The sequence below is a fragment of the Micromonospora sp. NPDC048935 genome, assembly GCF_043197875.1.
Taxonomy (GTDB): domain Bacteria; phylum Actinomycetota; class Actinomycetes; order Mycobacteriales; family Micromonosporaceae; genus Micromonospora.
The window spans coordinates 391,047-405,783 of sequence record NZ_JBICTZ010000008.1; the positions used below are offsets into that span (position 1 = coordinate 391,047).

A 14,737-nucleotide genomic window follows, 5' to 3' on the forward strand; every position below is an offset into this window, starting at 1 on the left:
CGCCAGCGACGTTGGTGGCGGAGCGCGATCCCCCGTTCAGGTGCTCGGTGCGGGGCGGCGGCTGGTTACCACCGGCACCGGTGACATCAGGATCGCCGTCCGTACGCGTCGCAGGACCGAAACAGTCGGGACGTTGCGGAAAACTTGAGCCGGACGGACCGGAACGGGCCCGTGTGCCCTGCCGTTAGAGGTCGCCCCCACCGGGTAGTCGCGGGAGCTGACCCGAGACGAGAAGGGGAACATCTGATGGCTGCCCAGACCAAGGTAGCGGTGATCTACTACAGCGCCACCAGCATCACGTACCAGATGGCGCAGGCCGTCTGCGAGGCCGCCGGGGATGCCGGCGCGGACGTGCGCCTGCGCAAGGTGCGCGAGCTGGCGCCGGACGAGGCGATCCGCTCCAACTCCGGCTGGCAGGCGCACCACCTGGAAACCCAGGACGTGCCCGAGGCGATGGTCGACGACCTGGCCTGGGCCGACGTGGTGATCATGGGTGCGCCGACCCGGTACGGCATGATCGCGGCCCAGCTGAAGCAGTTCATCGACACCACCGGCCCGCTCTGGGCACAGGGCGCACTGGCCAACAAGGTCTACTCCGCCTTCACCTCGACGGCGACCGCGCACGGTGGGCAGGAAACCACCCTGACCTCGCTGTTCAACGTCTTTTACCACTGGGGCGGCGTCGTGGTCACCCCCGCCTACACCGACACGAGCCAGTTCATCGCCGGCAACCCGTACGGCGCCTCGCACACGAGCAACAACGGGGAGATCGCCCCGGACGCCGTGGCGCTCGGCGCCTGCGCGCTCACCGCACGCCGCGCGGTGCTGCTGGGAGCCGCGCTGAAGGCGGGCATGTCCGGCTGACGGCGGAAGCGACCGGTGGCACGGGCGAGGGCTCTCGGCCCGCCCACACCACCGGTCGCCATTCAGCCCTACCCGGCGGCGGGACGGCTATGCGCGCCCGCCCGTGGTGGACAACTCGTCGGCGTGCGGTGCCGGCAGCAGCTCACTCAGCACCTCGGTGAGGACCGCGAGCCCGTCCGGGCTGAGCACCGACTCGGGGTGGAACTGCACCCCGGCGAAGCCACGCCCCCGCAGGGCGTGCACGGCGCCGTCGCCCGGGTCCCGGGCCAGCTCCACCGGCCCGTACGCGGTGACCAGCCGGTCGGCCTCCGCGCGGGCGGTGAACGTGGAGTAGAACCCGACCCGGCGGGTCCGCCCGAACAGCGACACCTCCCGCTGCAACCCCTGGTAGGGCGCCTCCCGACGATGCAGCGCCAGCCCCAGCATCCCGGCCAGCACCTGGTGGCCCAGGCAGACCGCGAGGGTGGGACGGCCGGTCGCCAGCAGCTCGGTCAGCAACCCCCGCAGCGCCGCCATCTTCGGCTCGTCCGGGCTGCCCGGATCGCCCGGCCCGGGACCGACCACCACCAGGTCGTACCCGTCGACGGGGCCGTCCGCGTGCCACGGCCGCAGGCTCACCGCGAGGCCCAGCGCGCCCAGTTGGTGGGCGAGCATCCCGGTGAAGGTGTCCTCGGCGTCCACGATCAACGCGCGGCGGCCGACCAGACCGGGCAACCCGGGCGCGTCCGGTGCCCGCTGGTCCAGCCAGAACCGCGCCAGCGGCGCGTTGCGCGCGGCCAGCGCGTCGCGTACCTCCGGGTCGTCGGCCAGCCGCGCGACCGGGCCGCCGTCGCCGGCGGGCGCCGCCCGCCCGAGGCCCAGCGCGGCCAGCACACCGGCGGCCTTGGCGTGGGTCTCCGCCACCTCGCCGGCCGCCGTGGAGTGCCGGACCAGGGTGGCGCCCACCGGCACCCGCAGGTGACCGGCGGGGGAGATCTCAGCGGTACGGATCAGGATCGGCGCGTCCAGCGTCTGCCTCCCGGCCTCGTCGTGGCCGAGCAGGGCGAGCACACCGGCGTAGTAGCCGCGGCCGCGACCCTCGTGTCGGGCGATCACCCGGCAGGCGTTCTCCATCGGACTGCCGGTCACGGTCGGGGCGAACATCGTCTCGCGCAGCACCTCCCGCACGTCGCGGGTGCCCCGCCCGGCGAGCAGATACTCGGTGTGCGCCAGGTGCGACATCTCCTTCAGGTACGGGCCGATCACCTGGCCGCCGTGCTCGGCGACGGTGGCCATCATCTTCAGCTCCTCGTCGAGCACCATGTACAGCTCCTCGACCTCCTTCTCGTCGGCGAGGAAGCGCAGCAGCGCCGCCCGGTCCGGGGTGTCACCGGAGCGTCGGAAGGTGCCGCTGATCGGGTTCATCATGACCAGCCCGTCGTCGACGCTCACGTGCCGCTCCGGGCTGGCACCGACAAGCGTCCGGGTGCCGGTGTGCACGACGAACGTCCAGTACGCGCCGCGCTCGGCGACCAGCAACCGGCGCAGCGCGGCCAGCGCGGCCACCAGCGGTCGGCCCTGCACTGTGGCGTGCAGGGCGCGATGGATGACGAAGTTCGCGCCCGCACCACTGCCGATCTCCTCGGCGAGCACCCGCCGTACGGTCCCGGCGTACTCCTCGTCGGTGACGTCGAAGGCGGCGTCGGTGGTGCGGACCGGTTCGTCGGGCAGCGCGGCCAGGGCGTCGGCCAGCGCGATCCGCCGATGCGCACGCACCTGGAGGCACTCCAGCGGGGCACCGTCGTCGACGCACGCGAAACCGCGCTCGGTGATCTGGCGGTACGGCACCAGGGCCAGCGTCTGCGCTCCCGGCGTGCCCGGCGGCAGCGGGATGTCGGCCAACCGGTCGACGGTGCCGACGGTGCCGGTGAACAACTCCAGCACGTCGGCGTCGTCGCGGCGTACCAGCGCGAAGGGGCCTGGGTCGACGCCGCTGGTCACGGCGGCGATCAGGTCGGTCAGGTGGGTCATCAGGGTCTCCGTGGGGCCGGGCGCCGCCGTTCGAGGCGGCCATCCGGGCCGGGAGAACCGGCGGCCGCCTCGAAGGCGGCCGCGTGGATGAAGCTACGCGCGGAAGATGGCCGCCGGGTTGGCGGGCCACCAGCAGGTCGGATGCGCGAGCATGTGATCCACCCTACGCGCCCGGCGCCCGGCTGACACCGGGTAACTTGACCGGCGATGAACATTCTCGCGCTCGATCTGGGCACCTCCTCGGTACGCGGGCTGGTGCTGGACGGCGACAGCCGTCCGCTGCCCGGCGCCCTGGCCCGGCGCAAGGTCGACCTCGCCATCGGCGACGACGGCACCGGCACGCTGTCCGGCCCCGGCTACCTCGCCTGCCTGATCGAATGCCTCGACGAGCTGGCCGACGCGGGGCACCTGCACGACGTCGACCTGGTGGCGGTGTCCGCCCAGTGGCACTCGGTGCTCCCGCTCGACCGCGACGGCACCCCGATCGGCCCGGTGGTCACCTGGCTGGACACCCGGCCCGCGCCGGTCGGCGGAGAGGCCGGACCGTCCGACCCGGACGGCTTCCACCAGCGCACCGGCTGTTGGTGGCACCGCTCGTACTGGTCGATGCGGTTGCCCTGGCTGCGCGAGCAGTCCGGCACGCCGATCGCCAGGTTCGTCGGCCTGCCCGAGTACGTGCTGGGCGAGCTGCTCGGCGACGCGCCCATGTCGGTGTCCCAGGCATCCGGGACCGGTCTGCTCGACCTGCGCACCCTGCGCTGGGACGAGGAGGCGTTGACGCTGGCCGGGGCGCGACCTGCCGACCTGCCGACCCTCGGCGAGTTGGACTGGCACGGCCGGCTCCGGGCCGAGCTGGCCCACCGGTGGCCGCAGTTGGCGCAGGCGCGCTGGACGCCCCCGGTGGGTGACGGTGGGGCCTCGAACGTCGGCTCGGGCTGCGTCGACCCGAGCCGGGCCGCGGTCACCGTGGGCACCTCGGCGGCCGTACGGCTGATGCAGCGGATCCCGGCCGGCGAACCGATGCCCCGGCTCCCCGAACGACTGTGGCGTTACCGGGTCGACCACGACCACGTGGTCACCGGCGCGTCGTACTCCAGTGGGGGCAACCTGTTCGCCTGGGCGAACCGGGAGCTGCGGTTGCCCCAGGGCGCCGAGCTGGACGCGGCACTGGCGCTGGTGCCGGCGGGCGGTGGCCGACCGACCGACCCCCGCTTCGGTGGCGACCGGCCGCCCGGTCTGGCGCCCGCCGGCAGCGGGCAGCTCCGCGGCCTCAGCTTCAGCACCACCTCCGTGGACATCCTGGCCGGGCTGATGCAGGGGCTGTGTGAGCTGGTCGCCGAGGATCTCGCGGTGCTGGAGTCCACAGTCGACAAACCGGTGGGTGTGGTGCTGGGCGGGGGTGCGGTGGCGGCCTCGGTGTGGTGGCGGCAGGCGTTCGCGACCGCGCTGGCACCGCGACCGGTGTCGCACCAGCGCAACCCGGAGATCGGTGCGACAGGCGCGGCACTCGTGGCGTTGGGGCGGTTCGGTGACGCGATCGAGCTCGCCGACATCGGCCGGACGGACGAGCTGGTTTTGCCGACCACGGCAGGAGGTTCCCACCCGCAGTATCCTTCCTGAACCTTCGTTCCGCCCGGGCCGTTGACACTGGTCGCGAGCCTGGTTGGATGGACCCCGCTCCCCGGACCGCGGTGGACGCGGTAGGACCGAGGAGGCAGGGTGGCGGCAGGTCCCGACCCGTCGAACGGCGCGGTGTCGAGCCACCGCCGGCGTCGCTTCGACGTCCGAGTTGTCCCGCATCGACGCCGGTCACCGTTCCGGCTGCGGGACTGGCGGATGAGCACGAAGCTCGCGACGGTGCTGATCGTGCCGTCGGTGGCGTTCCTGGTGCTCGCCGGTGTGCAGACCAGCGCGTTGGTCGGGCGGACGACGGCGTTGAACGACTTCTCCCGCCAGGTCGGCATCGGCCGGCAGATCACCGCTGTGGTGCACCAGCTCCAGCAGGAGCGCGACCGCTCGGCGGGGGAGCTGGGTGAGCTGCGCCGGGGCGGCGACCGGGAGACCGCGGTGAACAACCTGCGGCCGTTGCAGGCGGCGGCCGACCGGGCCATCGACAACCTGCGGCGGGCCGCCGCGCCCCTCGCCGACGCCGACGCGTCCTGGCGGGTCGCCTACTCCGAGGCGTTGGAGGCGTACGACCAGGTCGACGACATCCGGCCGGCGATCCCGCCCGCGGTGCTCAGCAGCGAGACGATCCTGAGCAACTACTTCCGGGCGATCGGCGCGATGCTCGACCTGCTCGCCGAGCCGACCCCCGGCCAGGGCCAACCCGAGCTGAACGACGCGGTCCTGCGCTACGTGCAGCTCGCCCGGGTCAAGGAGCTCTCCTCCCAGGTCCGGGCCCGGCTCTACGCCGCCGGCCGCAGCGGTGGGTACGGCACCGAGGACCGGGTGCTCCTCGCGGACCTGCGCGCCCAACAGCTCACCGCGCTCAGCACGTTCCGGGTGGCCGCGACCAACGACCAGATCCGCCGCTACGACGAGACCACGGTGACCCCGGGGTTCCTGGTCGCCACGCGGCTGGAGGAACGCAGCCTGCCAGCCGGCGACGCGGCGCCCGAGGTGCTGCCGTCGGAGCAGTGGTGGTCGGCCAGCCAGCAGCGCCAGGACCAGCTCCGCCAGCTTGAGGCGGGGATTCTGGACGACGCCGTGCGGCAGGCCGACGACGCCAGCAACGGTCAGCTCCGGACCACCCTGCTGGTCGTCGGTGGAGTCGTCGCGGTCCTGCTGGTAGCCCTGCTGATCTCGTTGCTCGTCGGGCGGTCGGTGGCGCGTTCGATGCGGTTGCTGCGGAGTCAGGCGCTGCGGATCGCGCAGATCGAGCTGCCGGACGCCCTGGGCCGCCTGAAGACCGTCGCCGGTGGGGTGCCCACCATCGAGGTCGCGCCGGCGGTGGTCCGCTCGCTCGACGAGATCGGTGAGCTGGCCGAGGCGTTCGTGGCGGTGCACCGCAGCGCCGTCACGGTCGCCGTCGAGCAGGCGCTCATGCGGCGCAACGTCAACGCGATGTTCGTCAACCTGGCCCGCCGCAGCCAGGTGCTCGTGGAGCGTCAACTGGAGCTGCTGGACGACCTGGAGCGTGAGGAGGGCGACCCGGACCAGTTGGAGAACCTGTTCAAGCTCGATCACCTGGCCGCCCGTATGCGCCGTAACGACGAGAGCCTGCTGGTGCTCGCCGGCACCGATTCCACCCGGCGGTGGAACCGGCCGGTCGGCCTCGGTGCGATGCTGCTGGCCGCCGCCGCGGAGATCGAGCAGTACCAGCGGGTCCGCATGGAGTCGGTGGCCGACGTGTACGTGGTCGGGCATGCCGTCGGCGAACTGGTGCACCTGTCGGCCGAGCTGCTGGAGAACGCGACGGCCTTCTCCCGCCCGGACACACCCGTGGTGGTGACGGCCCGGGTCGAGGCCGCGACCGCGCTGATCGAGATAGTCGACCACGGTCTGGGCATGAGCCCGACCGCGCTGGCCGAGGCGAACGCGGTGCTGTCCAGTCCTCCGGCCGCGGATGTCGCGGCGGTGGAACGGATGGGCCTGTTCGTGGTCAGCCACCTGGCCGCCCGGCTGGGCGTGACCGTGCGCCTCGACGGTGGTCAGAGCGGCCTGGTCGCCCGGCTGGTGCTGCCCGCGGGGCTGCTGGCGCCGGCGGGCGTGGTGGAGTTGGATCCACCCGCGTCGGCCCGGATGCTGGCGGCGAACGCCGCTCGGGGCGGGGCCGCACAGCCCGCGGGTGTGCGGGAGACCGGTGCCCCGGTGGCGGGCTTCGACGCCAGGGACCTGCCGATGGCCGGCCGCCCGCCGGGGGTCGCCGTGCCTCGTCAGGCCCGCCCGGTGCCGGTGCGCTCGGAGGATGTGCTGGCCCCGGCGGCCACCTCCGGCGACGGCGGGGGCTGGTGGTCGCGGCGGGGTCCGTCCACGCCCGCGGTGCCCGCGGCGGCGCCGCCGGCCGTCCCGGTGACCGGCGGCACGAACGAACGCGGGCTGCCGGTGCGGGTGCCGATGGCGCAGTTGAGCGCGGTCACCCGTACGGCACAACCGACCTCGGCGCCGAAACGCGTCGATCCGGACCCGGAAGCGGTCGGCGGCATGCTCACCCGGCTCTACAGCGGGGTGCGGCGGGCCGAGGCCGAGGACACCACCGAGATACCCGTGCCACGGTCCGGGGGGTACGACGAAAGGGGACAACGACAATGACGACGTTGAGCCAGGAGGCGCGTGACCTGAGCTGGCTGGTGAGCGCGTTCGCGGACCGGGTGCCGGGCGTGGCACACGCGGTGGTGGTCTCCTCGGACGGGCTGCTGGTGGCGATCTCCGACCACCTGCCCCGCGACAACGCCGACAAGCTCGCGGCGGTGACCTCCGGGCTGATGAGCATCACGGCGGGCGCGGCCTCGATGTTCGACGGCGACATCGTCAAGCAGACGGTGGTCGAGATGGGCCGCGGCTACTTCCTGGTGATGCAGATACGCGACGGTTCGATCCTGGCCACGCTGGCCGCCGGAGACGCGGACATCGGCGTGGTGGGCTACGAGATGGCCCGGCTGGCCAAGCAGGCGGGAGAGATGCTCACGCCGGCGCTGCGAGCGGAGTTGCAGCAGGCACTGCCCCGCTGATCGGCCCCCGGCCGAGACCCGGACGGTCACCGGCTCACCCGAGCCGAGCCGTCCGGGCCCGGCATTCTCCGGTGGCGGCCCGCTCAGAAGCCGCCGTCGGTGATGACGGAGCGGTACCAGGTGGCGCTGCTCTTGAGCACTCGCCGCTGGGTCGCGTAGTCCACGTAGACGAGGCCCCAGCGCTGGTCGTAACCCGCGTCCCACTCGAAGTTGTCGAGCAGCGACCAGACGTGGAAGCTCTCCAGCGGCACCCCGTCGGCGATGGCCCGGTGCACGGCGGTGAGGTGGTCGCGCAGGAAGTCGATCCGACCGGCGTCGTGGACGGTGTCGTCCGGGGACAGCGTGTCCGCCGTGGGCAGGCCGTTCTCGGTGATGGTGAGGGGGATCGGGCCGTAGTCGCGGGTGACCCGGGTCAGCAGGTCGTACATCCCCTCGGGGTAGATCTGCTGCCACTCGGCCTCGGTGGTCTCCCAGCGCTGCACGGTGCCGCCGTCGGCGGTGACGTAGATGGGGGTGTAGTACTGGACGGCCAGCAGGTCGATCGGCGCAGAGATGATCGCCAGGTCGCCGTCGCGGATGCCCTGGACCATCCGGCTCTGCGGACCCAGGTCGGCCAGCAGGTCCTCCGGGTAGTCCCCCCGGAGCAGGGAGTCGAGGTAGAGGCGGTTCTCGTAGCCGTCGTAGAGGCGGGCGGCAGCGGCGGCCTGCGGGGAGTCGTCGGCGGGGTAGCAGGGGTGCAGGTTGAGGGCGGGGCCGATCCGGCTGCCGCTGCCGGTGGCCCGTAGCGCGCCGACGGCGAGCCCGTGCGCGAGTTGCAGGTGGTGGGCGACCAGGTAGGCGGCGTCCGGGTCCTGCCGCCCGGGGGCGTGGTGGCCGGTGAGGTAGCCGTTCTGCACCACGGTCTTGGGTTCGTTGATGGTGAGCCACGCCGGCACCCGGTCACCGAGGGCGCGGAAGACCACGTCGGCGTAATCGGCGAAGCGTTGCGCGGTGTCGCGCGACTCCCAGCCGCCGGCGTCCTGGAGGGCCTGGGGGAGGTCCCAGTGGAACAGGGTGGCCATCGGGGCGATCCCACGCTCGTGCAGGCCGTCGATGAGCCGGCGGTAGAAGTCGAGCCCGCGCTGGTTGGGCACGCCGGTGCCGTCGGGCTGGATGCGGGGCCAGGAGATGGAGAAGCGGTAGCTGCGCAACCCGAGGTCGCGCATGAGGTCGAGGTCCTCGGTGTAGCGGTGGTAGTGGTCGGCGGCCACGTCGCCGGTGTCGCCGTTGCGGGTGCTTCCCGGGACACGGCTGAAGGTGTCCCAGACGGACTCACCACGCCCGTCCTCCTTGGCGGCGCCCTCGATCTGGTACGCCGAGGTGGCCGCGCCCCAGCCGAAGTTGGCGGGGAAGCGCAGCGGGCCGGCGGGCCCGGTAGGTATCGACATGGATTCTCCTCGTGGATACGGGGCCACCGCCGAGATTCGGGAGCGCTCCCAGGATAGGCCAGGGGCGGCGGGCCCGGGTCAGCTGGCCGTCATGGCGGCCGGCGATGGCGGGTCGAGGCGGTTGGAGGCCCCAGACAGCGAACAAGGCCGCCGGGCGGCGCGGCGCGCCTGTCCCGTCGGCCTCTTTTCCCATCGTGTACGGGGGTTTAGTGTGGGGACGGGGGAGGGCAACCCCCGTCCCCACCGTAACTGCACACACACGGGCGGAATTTGGGTCCTGCCGTGCGTGTCGCGCGGGAGCCGGGCCACGCGAGTGGCTCTGGTTCCACCTCCCTCCGTAAGGCGGGATGATGGCTGACGACGGCGTCCGGGCTGGCCCGTCGTCGGCCCTCGGGATGGTTCGCCGGTCTCGTCAGGACGATCCCAGCGATCTTCTTTTTGGAACCTTGTCGATGGAAGCGCTCCCATCGACCGATGTTGCGACTGTAACGCCCGTCACCGCTTTGTGAAAGACCCAAAACGAGATCGAAACAACGGGCTGAACGAGCGGCGTCTGCGCTTGTCGTGGGAGCGCTTCCATGGCACACTGTCGATTCAACGCGACAGGAGCCACATCGCGTCAGCGCGGGTTCACCGAGGGCAGCCGGCAGCACATCTCCGGTCACGGTCACCCCATCGCGGCCGGCGGGACCCCTCCCGTGCGGCCGCACCGCCCTACCCCGGCCGGGCCCGGGGGAGACCACCTTCCCGGCGCCTCGACATCCCCGCGGACCACCACCCTCGCGGGCAGGCGCCTCGCCGGGGACCGTCCCGGCCTGGTCCGAGGAGACACCGCGCACATGAGACAACTGGCACGACGCCGTCGAGTGGCGATCTTCGCCGCCGCCGCGCTCGCCGCGGGCGGGGTGACCCTGCCCGCCGGCGCCGCACAGGCCGCGCCCGCCTGCGACGTGGTCTACGCGACCAACGACTGGAACACCGGCTTCACCGCCAACGTGACGATCAAGAACCTGGGCGATCCGATCAACAACTGGACGCTCAAGTGGACCTTCCCGAACAGCGGCCAGCGGGTCGTCCAGGGCTGGTCGGCCAAATACAGCCAGACCGGCAGCGACGTCACCGTGACCAACGAGTCGTACAACGGCAACCTCGCCGCCGGGGCCTCCACCACGATCGGCTTCAACGGCGCCCACTCGGGCACCAACCCGAAGCCGACCTCGTTCACCCTCAACGGCACGCCCTGCAACGGCACCCCGGCCAACCTGCCGCCGACGGTCTCCCTCGGCCTGCCGAGCGGGCCGTTCACCGCGCCGGCCGACGTGCCGCTGACGGCCACGGCCAGCGACCCGGACGGGACGATCAGCAAGGTCGAGTTCTACCGCAACGGCCTGCTGATCAACACCGACACCTCGGCGCCGTACGCCTACACGCAGGAAGACCTGCCGGCCGGCAACTACACCGTGCAGGCGAAGGCGTACGACAACGGCAACGGCATCGGGGTCGACGAGAAGGCGTTCACCGTCGGCGCCCCCAACGGCCCGATGCTTGTCGCCACCCCGTCCGCGGTGAGCGTCAGTGAAGGTGGCACCTCCACCTTCAACCTCAAGCTCAGCGCCGCGCCGACGGCCAGCGTGCCGGTCACCCTCACCCCCACCGGCGACGCCGACGTCACGGTCTCGCCGACCAGCGCCACGCTGACCCCGAGCAACTGGAACACCGGGGTCACCGTCACGGTCGCCGCGGCGGAGGACGCCGACACCGTCGGCGGCACCGCCACCATCACCGCCTCCGCCACCGGTCTCGCCTCGCTGGCGGTCTCGGCCACCGAGATCGACAACGACACCCCCGGCGGCGACAACGTCTACATCAAGAAGTTCCTCGAGCAGTACGGCAAGATCAAGAACTCGGGCTATTTCAGCCCCGAGGGCGTGCCGTACCACTCGGTGGAGACGCTGATCGTCGAGGCGCCCGACCACGGTCACGAGACCACGTCGGAGGCGTTCAGCTTCTGGCTGTGGCTGGAGGCGAACTACGGGCGGGTCACCCAGAACTGGGCCCCGTTCAACAACGCCTGGACGGTGATGGAGAAGTACATCATCCCGACCCACGCCGACCAGCCCACCGCCGGCTCCGCGGGCACCCCGCAGTACGCGGCGGAGTACAACCTGCCCAGCCAGTATCCTTCGGCGCTGAACCCGAACGTCTCGGTCGGGCAGGACCCGCTCCGCTCGGAGTTGCAGTCCACCTACGGCACCGGCGACATCTACGGCATGCACTGGCTGATGGACGTCGACAACACCTACGGCTTCGGCCACTGCGGTGACGGCACCACCAAGCCGGCCTACATCAACACCTTCCAGCGGGGCACCCAGGAGTCGGTGTGGGAGACCGTCCCGCAGCCCTCCTGCGACACCTTCAAGCACGGCGGTCAGTACGGTTACCTCGACCTGTTCGTCAAGGACACCGGCGCCCCCGCCAAGCAGTGGAAGTACACCAACGCCCCGGACGCCGACGCCCGCGCCGTGCAGGCCGCGTACTGGGCGCTGACCTGGGCCAAGGCGCAGAACAAGCAGGCCGACGTGGCGGCCACCATCGCGAAGGCCGCCAAGATGGGCGACTACCTGCGGTACTCGATGTTCGACAAGTACTTCAAGAAGATCGGCAACTGCGTCGGGGCCAGCACCTGCCCCGCCGGCAGCGGCAAGGACTCGGCGCACTACCTGCTCTCCTGGTACTACGCCTGGGGCGGTGCGTACGACGCCAGCCAGAACTGGTCCTGGCGGATCGGCTCCAGCCACAACCACTTCGGCTACCAGAACCCGTTCGCGGCCTGGGCGCTGACCAACACCCCGGAGCTCAAGCCGCAGTCGCCGACCGCGACCGCGGACTGGACCAAGAGCCTCGAACGGCAGCTGGAGTTCTACACCTGGCTCCAGTCCGCCGAGGGCGGCATCGCCGGTGGTGCGACCAACAGCTGGGATGGCAGCTACGCCCAGCCGCCGGCCGGCACCAGCACCTTCTACGGCATGTTCTACGACGTCGACCCGGTCTACAACGACCCGCCGTCGAACCAGTGGTTCGGTATGCAGGCCTGGTCGATGCAGCGCATCGCCGAGCTGTACCTGCAGACCGGTAACGCGAAGGCCAAGGCGCTGCTGGACAAGTGGGTGCCGTGGGCGATCGCCAACACCACCCTCGGGACCAACTGGTCGATCCCGTCCGACCTGGCGTGGACCGGCCAGCCGACCACCTGGAACCCGAGCAACCCGCAGCCCAACACCGGCCTGCACGTCGAGGTCACGGTCAAGGGCCAGGACGTCGGTGTCGCCGGCGCCTACGCCCGGACCCTGATCGCGTACGCGGCCAAGTCGGGCAACGTGGCGGCCAAGGACACGGCGAAGGGGCTGCTCGACGCGCTCTCCGCCGCCGCGGACGCCAAGGGTGTCTCCACCACCGAGAAGCGTGGCGACTACCGGCGCTTCGACGACACCTACAACGCGTCCACCGGTCAGGGCCTCTACGTCCCGCCGGGCTGGACCGGGAAGATGCCGAACGGCGACACCATCGCCGCCGGCAAGAGCTTCCTCGACATCCGGTCCTTCTACAAGAACGACCCGGACTGGCCCAAGGTGCAGGCGTACCTGGACGGTGGTCCGGAGCCGAGCTTCAACTACCACCGGTTCTGGGCACAGGCTGACATCGCCATGGCGTACGCCGACTACGGCAGCCTGTTCCCGAACGGCTGACGACGACCCGGGGTGGGTGGCGTGGACCACCCGCCCCGGGATCCGGCCGGGGTCCGGGGAACGACGGACTCCGGCCGGCGGGACGGCCTGACACCCACGGTCAGGCCGGGGTGGGCCGGCCATCTGGCCGACGCAGCGGATCGGCTGGCCCACCCCACCGCCCGGACTGGAGCCAACCGCGAAAAAGCCCAGAAATTCGGGCCGTCACGGGATCACGCCGAGGTCCGCAACGGAGTAACGTACGTCACCGGAGAGGCCGCTCCCCCCGTGGCGGCCTCTCCACTTTTTGCCCTACGCCCGCCCGGATCGGCCCCGGCTCGCCCCCGGGTCTCCGGTGACCGGATGACGCAGACCGGGGTGCCCGGCCGGCAACGACCGCCGCAGCACCACCCAACTCAGCGCCAGCGCCGCGGCGACCAGCGGCCAGGTCAGAGCCACCCGGGCCACCACGAGTGCGAGCACCTGCCCACCCAGGTAGAGCGGCACGAACACCGCCAGCCGCACCAGGTAGGTCGCCGTCCACACCCAACTGGCCCGGCCGTAACCGCGCAGCAGCGCCCGGTCGCGCCTCCACCGGGTGCGCTGGCCCAGCACCCCGCCGACCAACACACCCAGCAGCGGCCACCGCACCACGATGCTGACCGCCCAGGCGAGTGCGCTTGCCGCGTTGGACAACACCTGGATGAGGAAGAAATCCTCGGCCCGGCCGGTGCGCACCGCGATCAACGCCGCGACGCACACGGCCAGCAGACCGATCAGCACCGACCGCGGCCGGTCACCCCGACGCAGCCGTACGCCGGCCACCACCGCGCCCACGGCCAGTGCCGCGCCGATCCCACCCCACAGTGACTCGCCGCCCAGCAGCCAGCCCGCCGCGAACGCGAGCGGCGGCAGGGTGGCGTCGACGGCACCGCCCCGCCCACCCAACAGGTCCGCCAGCGACTCGGCCCGCGCCCGCCCTCCCGGGGTCGGGTCGACGCCCACCCGCTGGTCCCGATCCGGTGCGGCCTGGTCACTGTCGTGCTCCGGTGTTCCGCCCACCGCCGCCTCCTCGCCTCTGGCACAACCTAACCGGCGGCGCGCGGCGGGCCACCGATCGACCGGCCGGCACCTGCCGCTACGGTGTGCGGATGCGCGCGACGGCACGGGGTTGGACCGCGGTCTGGTTGGTCGTTCTGGCCCTCGTCCAGGCGGCCGCGTTCCTCGCCGTGTGGCGGGTGGCCGTGCACAGCGAGATCGGCCAGTGGGTGGACACCGTCGCCCTCACCGGCAACCGGATCGGGCAGGACACCATCGAAGGCCCGGTCGACCGGATCCTCAACGCGATGTCGGTGGTCTCCCTGCTGGTCGCCACCGCGATGATCGGGTTCATCGCGCTGATCCGGGGACGGATCGCCCTGGCGATCACCGCGACCCTCCTGATCGCCGGCGCGAACGTGTCGACCCAACTGTTGAAGTACGGGCTGAACCGTCCCGACTACGGCGTCGACCCGGAGCGCGTCGCGGTGGGCAACAGCCTGCCCAGCGGCCACACCACGGTGGCCGGTGCGGTCGCGGTCGCGCTGGTGCTGGTGTTGCCGGCCAAGGTGCGGGCGGCCGGTGCCTTCCTCGGTGCCGCCTATGCCGCCATCGCCGGAGTCGCCACCCTCTCCGCCGGCTGGCACCGGCCCAGCGACGCGATCGCCGCGTACCTGGTGGTGGGCGTCTGGGCGGCGGTCGCCGGGCTGGTCCTGCTGATCACCCAGCGGGAGCAGGCCGAGGTCGCACCCGGCGACGCGCACCGGGTGGCGGCGCTGGTGCTCGGCGTGGGCGGGGCGTTCGCCCTGGTCGCCTGCGGCCTGGCCCTCGCCTGGCTCGTCGACCTGCGCGACATCGGCCCGGACGAGTTGGCCCGCCGACCCCTGTTCGTCGGGTACGCGGGCAGCGCCGCCGGGATCGTCGGCACGATGGCGGTGGTGATGGCGTTGGTGCTCACCGTCGTGCACCGGCTGGTGCCCCGGGTCAAGGGCTGAGCGGG

Annotated in this window: 9 protein-coding genes; 6 read left to right on the forward strand and 3 right to left on the reverse strand. The window is 72.0% G+C overall.

Annotated features, from left to right (window positions below; translation table 11 throughout):
• The first annotated feature begins 246 nt into the window (after positions 1-246).
• Positions 247-864, forward strand: coding sequence for an NAD(P)H:quinone oxidoreductase (wrbA, locus tag ACGFIW_RS23520; RefSeq protein ID WP_393319324.1), 618 nt, complete (start codon positions 247-249; stop codon positions 862-864).
• An 87-nt stretch (positions 865-951) separates the two neighbouring features.
• Here the strand turns inward: wrbA and ACGFIW_RS23525 are convergent, their stop codons facing one another.
• Positions 952-2,874: an anthranilate synthase family protein gene (locus ACGFIW_RS23525; protein WP_393319327.1), complete on the reverse strand. Its 1,923-nt coding sequence runs from the start codon at positions 2,872-2,874 to the stop codon at positions 952-954.
• Positions 2,875-3,081: 207 nt separating this feature from the next.
• Here ACGFIW_RS23525 and ACGFIW_RS23530 point away from each other — a divergent pair, with 207 nt between their 5' ends.
• The 3 genes from ACGFIW_RS23530 to ACGFIW_RS23540 all read left to right on the forward strand — a co-directional run bounded on the left by ACGFIW_RS23530 (position 3,082) and on the right by ACGFIW_RS23540 (position 7,547).
• Positions 3,082-4,494, forward strand: coding sequence for an FGGY family carbohydrate kinase (locus tag ACGFIW_RS23530; protein WP_393319330.1), 1,413 nt, complete (start codon positions 3,082-3,084; stop codon positions 4,492-4,494).
• Between the two features lie 216 nt (positions 4,495-4,710).
• The gene (locus tag ACGFIW_RS23535) at positions 4,711-7,128 is read left to right on the forward strand and encodes a nitrate- and nitrite sensing domain-containing protein (protein WP_393319333.1); all 2,418 of its coding nucleotides are present in this window, start codon (positions 4,711-4,713) and stop codon (positions 7,126-7,128) included.
• Between the two features lie 5 nt (positions 7,129-7,133).
• Positions 7,134-7,547 (forward strand): roadblock/LC7 domain-containing protein, encoded by a 414-nt coding sequence (locus tag ACGFIW_RS23540; RefSeq protein WP_393319473.1) that lies wholly within the window; start codon positions 7,134-7,136, stop codon positions 7,545-7,547.
• An 83-nt stretch (positions 7,548-7,630) separates the two neighbouring features.
• Here ACGFIW_RS23540 and ACGFIW_RS23545 read toward each other — a convergent pair whose 3' ends face one another.
• Positions 7,631-8,974, reverse strand: a complete 1,344-nt coding sequence (locus tag ACGFIW_RS23545) for a GH1 family beta-glucosidase (protein WP_393319336.1) — start codon at positions 8,972-8,974, stop codon at positions 7,631-7,633.
• A gap of 839 nt (positions 8,975-9,813) precedes the next feature.
• Between ACGFIW_RS23545 and ACGFIW_RS23550 the strand changes: the two genes are divergently transcribed.
• The gene (locus ACGFIW_RS23550) at positions 9,814-12,720 is read left to right on the forward strand and encodes a glycoside hydrolase family 48 protein (protein ID WP_393319339.1); all 2,907 of its coding nucleotides are present in this window, start codon (positions 9,814-9,816) and stop codon (positions 12,718-12,720) included.
• A 291-nt stretch (positions 12,721-13,011) separates the two neighbouring features.
• Here the strand turns inward: ACGFIW_RS23550 and ACGFIW_RS23555 are convergent, their stop codons facing one another.
• The gene (locus ACGFIW_RS23555) at positions 13,012-13,704 is read right to left on the reverse strand and encodes a DUF3159 domain-containing protein (protein ID WP_393319475.1); all 693 of its coding nucleotides are present in this window, start codon (positions 13,702-13,704) and stop codon (positions 13,012-13,014) included.
• Between the two features lie 140 nt (positions 13,705-13,844).
• Here ACGFIW_RS23555 and ACGFIW_RS23560 point away from each other — a divergent pair, with 140 nt between their 5' ends.
• A complete protein-coding gene (locus ACGFIW_RS23560; RefSeq protein ID WP_393319478.1) occupies positions 13,845-14,732 on the forward strand; it encodes a phosphatase PAP2 family protein in 888 nt (295 codons plus the stop codon).
• The last annotated feature ends 5 nt before the right edge of the window (positions 14,733-14,737 follow it).

What these genes read in the sequence shown, in the direction of transcription:
- wrbA (WP_393319324.1), top strand. Translation starts at nt 247, where the DNA reads ATGGCTGCCCAGACCAAGGTAGCGGTGATCTACTACAGCGCCACCAGC.
- ACGFIW_RS23525 (WP_393319327.1), bottom strand. Translation starts at nt 2,874, where the DNA reads ATGACCCACCTGACCGACCTGATCGCCGCCGTGACCAGCGGCGTCGAC.
- ACGFIW_RS23545 (WP_393319336.1), bottom strand. Translation starts at nt 8,974, where the DNA reads ATGTCGATACCTACCGGGCCCGCCGGCCCGCTGCGCTTCCCCGCCAAC.
- ACGFIW_RS23535 (WP_393319333.1), top strand. Translation starts at nt 4,711, where the DNA reads ATGAGCACGAAGCTCGCGACGGTGCTGATCGTGCCGTCGGTGGCGTTC.
- ACGFIW_RS23530 (WP_393319330.1), top strand. Translation starts at nt 3,082, where the DNA reads ATGAACATTCTCGCGCTCGATCTGGGCACCTCCTCGGTACGCGGGCTG.
- ACGFIW_RS23550 (WP_393319339.1), top strand. Translation starts at nt 9,814, where the DNA reads ATGAGACAACTGGCACGACGCCGTCGAGTGGCGATCTTCGCCGCCGCC.